The organism is Thioalkalivibrio sp. ALE14 (assembly GCF_000376845.1).
Classification (GTDB): domain Bacteria; phylum Pseudomonadota; class Gammaproteobacteria; order Ectothiorhodospirales; family Ectothiorhodospiraceae; genus Thioalkalivibrio.
In genome coordinates, this window is sequence record NZ_AQXY01000021.1 from 82,267 (window position 1) to 92,632 (window position 10,366).

The window sequence follows — 10,366 nt, forward strand, 5'->3', positions numbered from 1 at the left end:
GCCCCGGAAGGAATCTCAACCGGCCGCGGCGATCTCTTGCGCGGCCCGCAGCCGAGCCCGCACTCGCTCGCGTCCCAGGTACTCCCAGATCCGCGGCAACTCCGGGCCATAGGTCTGGCCGGACAGGGCCGCGCGCAACGGCATGAACAGCTTGCGCCCCTTGGCACCCGTCGCGGCACCCACGGCCTTGGCCAGCGCCGGAAAATCCCCGGCATCGTCCAATGCCGCCAGCGCCGCGCCATAAAACTCCGACCCGGCCCCCACCAGCTCGTCGCGGGCACTGTCGCTGTACGGCATCGGATCGTCCGCGAACGCCGCGACCCACACCGGCGCCTCGGCCGCCCGGCTGATGTTGTCACGCAGCAGGCGCGCCAGTGCCGGGCGCTCCCCGGCGGCGACCCCATCCAGCACGCCGGCCGCCTCCAGATAGGCCTGCAGCGCCTCGTCCGGCAGGCCGCGCAGGGCCTCCGACTGCCAGTGTTCCAGCTGCTGCGGGTCGTGCCGGGCCGCGCTGTGCCCGATACGTTCGGGGCTGAAACCGGCCGCCAGGGCCTCGGAGGAGAGCAGCTCGTCCGACTCGAAGCGATGCCCGAGCCGCGCCAGGTGATTCAGAATCGCCAGCGGCAGATAGCCATCCGCGCGCAGCTCCTCCACGCTCGCGGAGCCATTGCGTTTGGACAGCGGCGCGCCGTCCTGCCCCATCACCAGCGGCAGGTGGTGGTACGCCGGCACCTCCAGACCCAGCGCCTCCAGCAGCAGCATCTGCCGCGGGGTGTTGGCAATATGGTCCTCGCCGCGCACCACGTCGGTCACACCCATCAGGGCATCGTCGATCGCGTTGGAAAAGAAAAAGGCCGGCGTGCCGTCGGAGCGACGGATCACGAAATCGCCGATCTCGTCAGTGCGGAAGCTGACCGGTCCGCGCACCCCGTCCTCGAAACGGATCGTGCGGCCCAGCGGTACGCGAAAGCGCAGCGTCGGCTTCTGCCCCTCGGACTCGCGCCGCGCCACCTCGTCCGCGCTCAGGTGGGCGCAGGTCCCGGGATAGCGCGGCGGCTTGCCCTGGGCGCGCATGCGCTTGCGCCCCCGTTCCAGTTCGGCAGGCGAGCAAAAGCACGGATAGGCCAGCCCCTGGTCGATCAACTGCCGGTAATAGCCCGCGTAGAGCTCGCCGCGTTCGGACTGCGCATAGGGTCCTGCATCGCCGCCAGCACCAAAGCCCTCGTCCCAGTCCAGCCCCAGCCAGCGCAGGTCGCGCTGCAACGCCTCGACAAACTCCGGTCGCGAGCGCTCGGCGTCGGTATCCTCGATGCGGAGCAGGAAATGCCCCCTGCGTGACCGGGCCAGCAGCGCGCTGAACAACGCCGTGCGTACATTGCCCAGGTGCAGCAGGCCAGTGGGGCTGGGGGCGAAACGGGTTCGGGTCATCGTGTTCGTCATCGCGCGCATGGTAGCGGAGCGCCCGCGGGCTCACCAGCGCCACGCCCCCACACCCAACCGGCGTGCTGGCAGGCCCCGCCGGTGGCGGGTACCATGCCCAACTCAAATTTCCCGGAGGTCAGACCCATGCAGCGCATCCGTATCCGGCTCGGCATCGTGCTGGCCACCGCCCTTCTTGCCCTACTGCTTTCAGGAGCCCCCATGGCCGATACCAACCCGCAGGTCGCGATCGAAACCAACCACGGCCGCATCGTGCTGGAACTCAACGCCGAGGCCGCCCCGGAGACGGTTGCCAACTTCCTGTCCTACGTCGATGACGGCTTCTACGACGGCACCATCTTCCACCGCGTGATCCCGGGCTTCATGGTCCAGGGCGGCGGCTTCGACAAGAACATGAGCCAGAAGTCCACCGGCGAGCCGATCCGCAACGAGGCGGACAACGGCCTGAAGAACGAGGTCGGCGCAATCTCCATGGCGCGCACCCAGGACCCGCACTCGGCCACCGCGCAGTTCTTCATCAACGTGAACGACAACGACTTCCTCAACCACACCGCGCCGAACGCCCAGGGCTGGGGCTATACCGTGTTCGGCAAGGTCAGCGAAGGCATGGACGTCGTGCGCCAGATCGAGGGCGTGCCCACCAGTCGCTCCGGCATGCATCAGGACGTGCCGCAGGAGCCGGTCGTGATGGAAAGCGTCAAGCGCGTCGACTAATCCCGTGGGTGCCACCGCGCCGGCCCTGGTCATCTCCGACCTGCACCTGGACCGCGAACCCGGCCCCCTGCTGGATGCCGTGCTCGCGTTTCTGGAGGGCCCGGCGCGCACCGCCTCCGCGCTGTACATCCTCGGCGACCTGTTCGAGTACTGGGTCGGCGACGATGCCGGCTTTCCCGCCGCCGAACGCCTCGCCACCGCCCTCAAGTCACTGGACATCCCGGTCGCCTTCATCCATGGCAACCGGGATTTTCTTGTGGGTGAGGCCTTCGCCGCGCGCGCCGGGATGCAGCTCGCCCCCGAACCCCTGCACGCCGCCCTGCCCTGCGGACCCGCCGTGCTCCTGCACGGCGACTCCCTGTGCACCGACGACACGGAGCACATGGCCTTTCGCCAGCAGGTGCGTAGCGGCGAGTGGCAACGGGACTTCCTGCGTCATCCATTGGAAGAACGCATCCGCCAGGCCGAGCACATGCGCGCCACCAGCCGTGACAACAGCCAGATGAAGGCCGCCGCGATCATGGACGTGAACGACGCCGCGGTTGCCGACGTCTTCCGCGATGCCGACGTCCCGCTGATGATCCACGGCCACACCCACCGCCCGGCCATCCACGAACTGACCGTCGACGGCCAGCCCCGCCAGCGCTGCGTCCTGCCCGCCTGGGACGAACACCCGGGATACCTGGAGATCGACGCGACCGGTCCGGTCCTGCGCCAGCTGGACGGCGCGCCCTACCCGGCGCACCTGCTGCACGCCTGAACTCCTGCATTCCTCACGGCGAGCCCGCCTTGTCGTGTCCGTGGCTAGGCCCCTGTTCTCATCCGGTGTTTATGGTGCCTGCGGTCGGCCGCCTGCCATACGGTGGCTGGCCCTGGTTCGTCGCCCGGTGTTTACGTGCCTTCGTCCGGCCGCCTGCCAGGCGCTGACTCGCCAGCGCGCCCCGAGGTACTTCTTTGCTCGTGCAAAGAAGTACCCAAGAAACACGCCCGACTGCCGCGACCCCGGGGAGGAAGGCCCAAACAACGGCTGGTCTGACAATCGTGCTCATGGATGAGGACTAGGTTTTCGGGACATCTTCGGCACGCTCGGCCTGCGGCCGTTGCGTGCCGCGCCCGCGAAGCGGGCGCCGGGGGCTTTCGGGCGGCGATGTGCGTGGTCAGGCAGCAGTGCGCGGATACCGCTTGTTTGGACCTGCCCATCCCGATATGAGCCCCTTGCGGAGGGCGTGCCAGGCCGGAATCAAGGCGCTGGATGTCTGAGCGAAGCGCAGCGTAGCGAGTTCAGCGCCGCCGGCCTGGCGCGTCCGGAGCAAGGTCCCCGGGCGAATTGCGGGCGATTTTCTTGGGTACTTCTTTGTTCGCACAAAGAAGTACCTCGGGGCGCGCTGGCGAGTCAGCGCCTGGCAGGCGGCCGGACGAAGGCACCGTAAACCCGAACGACAAACCAGACCCAGACCCAGAACCAGCCTTAGTACGCGAGAGAACGCTCGGTATCGATGCGATTCGCTGCGCTCATCGGCATCCTACAGCGAGGTCGCGGCGGCAGCCTGGGCCTCCAGCTGGGCCATCTCGGATTCGGTGAAGCCGGCGGCGTGGCGCGCAGCATGCGCGAAGGGCGGACGCACGCGGCCGGGCATGTATTCGGCCAGCAGGTCGAGGAACAGCGGCTCGGGGTCGAGCCCCCGTGCCCGGGCCAGCTCGCGGAACCAGCGCGTGCCGATGGCCACGTGCGCGACCTCCTCGCGCTGGATGATCTCCAGCAGCGCCACGGTCGCGTGATCACCCGCCGCGGTCAGACGCTCGATCATCCCGGGCGTCACGTCCAGCCCGCGCGCCTCCAGCACCCGCGGCACCAGCGCCATGCGGATCATCACGTCGTGGTCGGTCGCCAGCGCCGCCTCCCACAACCCGTTGTGGGCGGGGAGATCACCATAGTCGGCACCTAGTTCGGTGAGGCGCGCCCGCAGCAGCCGGAAATGGCGTGCTTCCTCCGCCGCGACCTGCAGCCAGTCACTGACAAACGGCGCCGGCATGTCGCGAAAGCGGTACACGGCATCCAGCGCCAGGTTGATGGCGTTGAACTCGATATGCGCGACCGCATGCACCAGCGCGACCCGCCCGGCGGTGGTGTGCAACCCGCGCCGCGGCAGATCCTTCGGGTGCACCAGCACGGGCTGCTCGGGCCGCCCCGGCACCTCCATACGTTCCGGCGCCGGGGCGTTCCCGCCCTGCAGCTCGTCCGCCCACCACGCGTGCATGAGTTCCAGCGCCCGCTCGCACTTGGCCTGGGGATCGCACTCGCGCAGCGCGCGCTCTGCCGCTTCATAGACGGCCGGATGCGGCCGCGCTTGTTCCGTCATGGGCTCCCTTTCGCTTGCCAGCGCGTCGGTCAGGCCCGGACGCGCACGTTCACCATCATGTCGTTGTCCTCATGTTCCAGGTTGTGGCAGTGGAACACGTAGAGCTGGTCTCCTGCGTAATCATGCGTGAAATCGATCGCGATGCGCACCGTCTCGCCCGGCCACAGCAGGACCGTGTCCTTCCAGCCCAGGTCGGCGACCGTCAGCCCCTGTTCGTTCACGGCCTGTTCGCGCACGAAGTCGGGACCGCCCGAACGCGACAGCACCTGAAACGAAAAGCCATGGATATGCATGGGATGCGGCATGCTGTGGTCGGCATTGCGGATCGACCATACCTCGGTGGTATTGGCATCCACCTCGATCGGCACGCGGTCCGGATCATACACCTCGCCGTTGATGCGCCACTGCATCGGTGCCATGTCCAGACGGATATCCCGTTCGGCTGCATTGGTGACGTCGATGGGCTCGATGCGCGACAGGCGCCCGGGGACCTCGGCAGAGGTCGCCTCGCCCGCGCGGACGACAAACTCGAGCAGTACGAGCGGGTCGCCGTCGTGCATGCCGCCGCCCATCATTCGGCCCATGCCACCACCGCCCATCATGCCGCCGCCGGCCATCGGGTCGAATTCCAGGCTGTGCAGTTCCACCCGGTCGCCGCCGGCCAACACGGCGAAGTCGACCAGCACCTCCAGGCGTTCTCCCGGCGCCAGGAAGGCCTCCCGGGCCTCCCGGGGCGACTCCAGCAGCCCGGCGTCCGTGCCGATAACCCGGAACGGAATGGCCTCCCCGCCCGCGCGCAGGGCCAGGCGGTAGACCCGTGCAGTGGAACCGTTCAACAGGCGCAGGCGATGGATGCGCCGCTCCACCTCATGGGTCGCAGCCGGCGTCATGTTCACCAGCACCTCGTCGCCGAGATACCCCATCATCCCCTGCATCGGGTTTGGTCGGTACACCAGATGACCGAGCCGGTCGAAGCGCTTGTCCTGCAGCACCAGCGGCAGGTCGGTCTTGCCGAGTTCCAGCCCCAGCGCCTCGTTCAGCGCCTCGTTGTCGTCGTCGCTCACCAGCAGGAAGCTCGCCAGCCCCTGGTGGGCCTGGCGCGCCGTCCGGTGATGGGCATGGGTGTGATACCAGTAAGTACCGCCGCGATTGGTGACCCGGAACCGGTACTCGTACTGCTGGCCCGGGTCTACCGTCTGCATCGGATGTCCGTCCACCCGGCCCGGCACGTGCAGGCCATGCCAATGGATGATCGTGCCCTCGTCGAGCTGGTTGTCCAGGGTCACGTCCAGTTCATCGCCGCTGCGCAGCAGCAGGATCGGATTCTGGTACTCGGTCCCATTCACCTGGGTGCGGTACCAGAGGAACGGCGTCTCCTCGCGTCCCGGCACCGGCAGCCACCCCTGTTCGGCCACCAGGGTGAACGGGTTGTCAGGTGCCAGCACGGCAAACGGTCCATCGGCGCCCGGCAGAAACAACGGGTTGTCGAAACGCGGAGCGGACACCGCATGGTTGAACAGCGTCCAGCCACCAAACGTGGTGGTTACGGGCAGCGCGGCGGCCAGCCCAAGAAACTGACGGCGTTTCATCATTGTTCTCCTTGCGAACGCGGCGCCGGCATGCTCCGGCGCAGCAGGATGGAGTTGCCGATCACCGAGAGCGAGCTGGCGGTCATTGCGATTACACCGATCATCGGGTGCAGCAGGCCGGCCGCGGCGATCGGGATCGCGGCGGAGTTGTAGCCCCAGGCCCAGAACAGGTTCTGCACGATCTTGCGGAAGGTCAGACGCGAGAGCTGAACCGCCTCGACCACCTTGGTCAGTTCGCCGCGCACCAGGGTCACGTCGGCCGCCTCGATGGCCACATCCGCACCGGCACCGATGGCGATGCCGACATTGGCCTGCTGCAGGGCCGGAGCGTCGTTGATGCCGTCGCCCACCATCGCCACGTGGGCGCCGTACTGCGCCTGAAGCTCGCGGATGGCCTCGACCTTGCCCTCCGGCAGCACCCCGGCACGGACCTCGTCGATCCCCACCTGGGCGGCCACGGCATTCGCGGTGCGCTCATTGTCGCCGGTGACCATTACGCAGCGGATGCCCAGGGCATGCAGCTGTTCGATGGCGACCTGCGACTCCTCCTTGAGCGTGTCGGCGACCGCGACGATGCCGGCCGGCCGGTCGCCAATGGCCACCAGCATCGCCGTCTTGCCCGCATCCTCAAATCGCCGCAGCGATTCCAGCAGGCTGGACGGATCCAGGCCCTGTTCCTCCAGCAGCCGCTGGCTGCCGACCAGGACCCGCTCCCCGTCGAGGCGGGCCTCCACCCCGCGCGCGGTATGCGACTGGAACTGGTCGACCTCGGCGATCTCCAGTTCGCGGTCGCGCGCACCCTGCACGATGGCCTCCGCCAGTGGGTGCGCGGAACCGGCCTCGACGGCCGCTGCCGCCCGCAGCACGCGGGGCTCGTCGAAGCCCTCGGCCGGGATGACATCGGTCAGTGCCGGCTGCCCGCGGGTGATGGTGCCGGTCTTGTCGAGCACGATCACCGCAATGTCCTTGAGCGTCTGGATCGCGGAGCCGGAGCGGATCAGCACGCCGCGCTCGGCGCCCATGCCGGAGCCGACCATCAGGGCGGTGGGCGTGGCCAGCCCCAGCGCACAGGGGCAGGCAATGACCAGCACCGCGATCGCCGCGAGGATCGCCAGCACCAGCGGGGGACGCTCGGAGTCCACCCACGGCAGGAAGCCCTCGCCCCAGATCAGGACCGGCTGCAGCGCCCCGGAAAACGCCAGCCAGGCCGCGAACGCCGCCAGTGCGATGACCAGAACGGCCGGCACGAAGCGCGCGGTGATGCGATCCGCCAGCTCCTGCACCGGTACCCGCGAGCCCTGCGCCTCGTTGACCAGCCGGATCACCTGCGACAGGAAGGTATCGGCCCCGACGCGGGTCGCGCGCACCTTCAGCCGCCCCTGCTGGTTCAGGGTCGCGCCCAGCACGGTGTCGCCCTCGCCCTTGTCCACCGGGACCGACTCGCCGGTGGCGATGGACTCGTCCACGGTGCTCTCGCCGGTCACCACCTCGCCGTCGGTGGGCACCTTCTCGCCCGGGCGCACGATCATCACGTCACCGATCTTCAGCGACTTCACCGGCACTTCGACCTCCTCGCCATCGCGCTCGACCCGGGCGGTCTTCGCGCCCAGATCCAGCAGCTTGCGAATTGCGGAGGAGGCCTCGCCCTTCGCGCGGTACTCCAGATAGCGCCCGAGCATGTGGAAGGCCATGATGGTCGCGGCCATCTCGATGAACGAGGTCATCGGATAGACGAAGCCGATCAACCCCAGCAGATAGGGTGGCAGCGAGCCCATGGAGATCAGCACGTCCATGTTGAGGCTGCCGCTTTTCAGCGCGCGCCAGGACGAACGGTGCGTCGCCGCGCCGCCCGCCATAAAGACCACCGGGAAGGCCAGTACCGCGATGATCAGGAGGTAGCCGGGGATCTCCTGCCAGAACATGTGCGGCATCATCAGGACCATGATCGCGATGGTCGGGATCATCGCGATCCACAGCCGGCGCCAGGCCTGCTTCAGATACGCCGCGTCGATCTCGGCGTCGTCCGCCTCGCTGCCGGGCTCTTCGGTCTCCACCGCCGCCACGTCATAGCCGGCCCCCTCTACCACGGCGCGCAGGGCCTCGCCGTCGGGACCGCCAGGTGCGGGCTCCACCGTCACACGGTGGTCCCCGATGTTGGTGCGCACCGACTGGATGCCATCCAGCTTCTCGATCGCACCGCGCACGATCCCCGCGCAGTGGTCCGAGCCCATGCCCGGCACCACCAGGCGCACGGTCGCGGAGCCGCCCGACTCGCCCTCCACCTGCGCGACGTCGTAGCCGGCGCCCTCCACGGCCGCACGCAGGCCGGGCGGGTCCACCTGATCAGGGTCGTAGCCGACGGTCACCCGGTGCCGGGCGATGTTGGTGCTCACTGTCTGCACGCCCGCGGTCTTTTCCAGGGCCGCGCGCACGATGCCCGCGCAATGGTCCGAGCCCATGCCGGGTACGATCACCACCGCCTCGCGCGGGGGTTCCTCGCTGTTGGTCTTGTTCATCAAACGACTCCTCAGCGGTTGCCGAAGAGGTACTTGATCAGCGCCGCGATGCCGAGAATCAGGAGCACCAGGACGAGCAGCCCGATCAGGCCTCCACCCAAGCCCATGCCGCCCATCCAGCCAAAACCTTGTTCATTCATCATGATGTAGTCCTCCCGGGACATTGATACAAACACGGTGCGCGAAACGGCGCACCGAAACGACGATCGTGGATCGCCGGATGCCGGGCCAGATTCCCGGCGGGGGGGGAGGGCTCAGAGAGGCGGGCGCAGGTCCGGACCGGAGCGGGTATCAGGGGCGATGGCCACGGCCCCCGGAACGAGGCGGGAGGGATCTGCGGTGACCGGCATGGTAACGCTGGAAGGCAGGGCCGAGACCCCGCAGACACCACAAACCGCGCAGGGCAGCTCGCAGGGCGAGGCATCGACCTGGGTCACGGGATCGACGGAATGCGCGCCCGCATCCTGGTCCGGGCAGTGGGCCTGGGTGGCCACCCCCGGCCCGGGCTCCCCGTGCACCATCCCCGCACTGGCGATCGGCGCCACGAGCAGCGCGGCGGCGATCAGCAGGGTCAGCAGGTGGTGCGGGGCTCGCGACACGGGCAGGCCTCGAAAACGTATTCTGGCTACAAGTCGAGCACCGGCATGGAGTGGCCACATGACCCAGATCAAGCCACGTGATCACCGCGCGGAACGCTACAGCACGGGAGCCAGCAGGTAAGCGGCCCGCGCGGCCACGCGACGCCACAGCGGCAGGTCGTCCACGTCCTGCCAGGTCATCTCGCGCGAACGCACAAAATCGGCCTCGAACATGCGCGCGGTCTCGCTGGCAAAGGCCGGGTCCATCACCAGTGCAGTGACTTCGAAATTGAGCCGGAACGAGCGGTTGTCCAGGTTCACGGTCCCCACGGCCGCGCCCATGTCATCCACCACGAACGCCTTGCCGTGCAGGAAGCCCTCCTGGTAGCGGTAGACCCGCACGCCGGCATCCAGCAGCGGCCCCAGGAAGGCATAGGCGGCGTGCGTGGTGAGCCAGTTGTCGGTCACCTCGGGGATCAGCACGCGCACGTCCACACCACTGAGGGCGGCCAGCTTGAGCATGCCCTGCACGCCCTCGTCCGGGACAAAATACGGGCTGGCAATCCAGATGCGCCGCTCCGCCGAGTGGATCGCCTGCTGCATCATTAGGCTGGCGGTCTCGAATTCGTCCGCCGGACCGGAGGGCAGGATCAGCACCGGGACGCCGTCATCCGCCATGGTCGCCGGCTTCCATTCCAGCTCGGGCACCGCCTCGGTGGCCCAGTGCCAGTCCTCCAGGAACAACGACTGCAACGCGAGCGCGGATGGCCCCGCAATGCGCAGGTGGGTGTCACGCCACGGTCCGATCTGTGGATCGCGGCCCAGGTACTCGTCGCCCACGTTCAGCCCGCCGACCCAGGCCTGTTCGCCATCGGCCACCATGATCTTGCGACCTGATTAGCAACGAGAGTCAGCTAGTCGCAGAACCCGCTCGGGCACGGGCCGGCAGTGCACGGCGGCGACCAGCAGTCGCGCCGGCAACGTCGCCAGATCAAAGCGTCGGTTGAAGCGGTAGGCGAATGCCGCGAGGTAACGGGCCGCGTACTTGGCGAACGCAAATGCATGGTAGCTCCCGCTGAGGCTGGTCTTGAGGTTGCCGAGCACGGTGTTGATCCATTGGAATTCGGGAAGATCCTGGGGTTTGCGCCCGGCCACGACCGTCGGCTGGT

Annotated in this window: 9 protein-coding genes and 2 pseudogenes; 3 read left to right on the top strand and 8 right to left on the bottom strand. The window is 68.2% G+C overall.

Annotation, left to right across the window (positions count from 1 at the left end; all coding sequences use genetic code 11):
- Positions 1 to 15: 15 nt before the first annotated feature.
- A complete protein-coding gene (gene gltX / locus F572_RS0103265; RefSeq protein ID WP_018158396.1) occupies positions 16 to 1,449 on the bottom strand; it encodes a glutamate--tRNA ligase in 1,434 nt (477 codons plus the stop codon).
- 192 nt (positions 1,450 to 1,641) lie between these two features.
- Here gltX and F572_RS0103270 point away from each other — a divergent pair, with 192 nt between their 5' ends.
- From F572_RS0103270 to F572_RS16050, 3 genes and pseudogenes are all read left to right on the top strand, one after another.
- Positions 1,642 to 2,154, top strand: coding sequence for a peptidylprolyl isomerase (locus tag F572_RS0103270; RefSeq protein WP_026142922.1), 513 nt, complete (start codon positions 1,642 to 1,644; stop codon positions 2,152 to 2,154).
- 4 nt (positions 2,155 to 2,158) lie between these two features.
- Positions 2,159 to 2,914, top strand: coding sequence for a UDP-2,3-diacylglucosamine diphosphatase (locus tag F572_RS0103275; protein WP_017941130.1), 756 nt, complete (start codon positions 2,159 to 2,161; stop codon positions 2,912 to 2,914).
- A gap of 313 nt (positions 2,915 to 3,227) precedes the next feature.
- Positions 3,228 to 3,414: pseudogene (locus F572_RS16050) on the top strand (hypothetical protein).
- 263 nt (positions 3,415 to 3,677) lie between these two features.
- Here F572_RS16050 and F572_RS0103280 read toward each other — a convergent pair.
- From F572_RS0103280 to F572_RS0103310, 7 genes and pseudogenes are all read right to left on the bottom strand, one after another.
- A complete protein-coding gene (locus F572_RS0103280; RefSeq protein ID WP_017940985.1) occupies positions 3,678 to 4,514 on the bottom strand; it encodes a ferritin-like domain-containing protein in 837 nt (278 codons plus the stop codon).
- 29 nt (positions 4,515 to 4,543) lie between these two features.
- Positions 4,544 to 6,106, bottom strand: a complete 1,563-nt coding sequence (locus F572_RS0103285) for a multicopper oxidase family protein (RefSeq protein ID WP_026142913.1) — start codon at positions 6,104 to 6,106, stop codon at positions 4,544 to 4,546.
- On the bottom strand, positions 6,103 to 8,619 hold the full coding sequence (locus F572_RS0103290; protein WP_017940983.1) for a heavy metal translocating P-type ATPase: 2,517 nt from the start codon (positions 8,617 to 8,619) through the stop codon (positions 6,103 to 6,105). The genes F572_RS0103285 and F572_RS0103290 overlap by 4 nt, the downstream gene beginning before the upstream one ends.
- An 11-nt stretch (positions 8,620 to 8,630) precedes the next feature.
- Entirely contained in the window at positions 8,631 to 8,762 is a 132-nt protein-coding gene (locus tag F572_RS16005; RefSeq protein ID WP_017940982.1) for a hypothetical protein, read from the bottom strand.
- A 111-nt stretch (positions 8,763 to 8,873) separates the two neighbouring features.
- Complete coding sequence (locus F572_RS0103300; protein WP_017940981.1) at positions 8,874 to 9,218, bottom strand: hypothetical protein; 345 nt, start codon at positions 9,216 to 9,218, stop codon at positions 8,874 to 8,876.
- A gap of 96 nt (positions 9,219 to 9,314) precedes the next feature.
- Positions 9,315 to 10,088, bottom strand: a pseudogene (locus tag F572_RS14720) (phospholipase D-like domain-containing protein); the annotation flags it as partial.
- A gap of 6 nt (positions 10,089 to 10,094) precedes the next feature.
- The coding region (locus F572_RS0103310; RefSeq protein WP_018158398.1) for a transposase at positions 10,095 to 10,366 on the bottom strand (272 nt) is incomplete at its 5' end.

Bases quoted from the DNA above. Each gene is read 5' to 3' on its own strand.
- gltX (WP_018158396.1), bottom strand. From the start codon at position 1,449: ATGCGCGCGATGACGAACACGATGACCCGAACCCGTTTCGCCCCCAGC.
- F572_RS0103270 (WP_026142922.1), top strand. From the start codon at position 1,642: ATGGCCGATACCAACCCGCAGGTCGCGATCGAAACCAACCACGGCCGC.
- F572_RS0103280 (WP_017940985.1), bottom strand. From the start codon at position 4,514: ATGACGGAACAAGCGCGGCCGCATCCGGCCGTCTATGAAGCGGCAGAG.
- F572_RS0103285 (WP_026142913.1), bottom strand. From the start codon at position 6,106: ATGATGAAACGCCGTCAGTTTCTTGGGCTGGCCGCCGCGCTGCCCGTA.
- F572_RS0103290 (WP_017940983.1), bottom strand. From the start codon at position 8,619: ATGAACAAGACCAACAGCGAGGAACCCCCGCGCGAGGCGGTGGTGATC.
- F572_RS16005 (WP_017940982.1), bottom strand. From the start codon at position 8,762: ATGATGAATGAACAAGGTTTTGGCTGGATGGGCGGCATGGGCTTGGGT.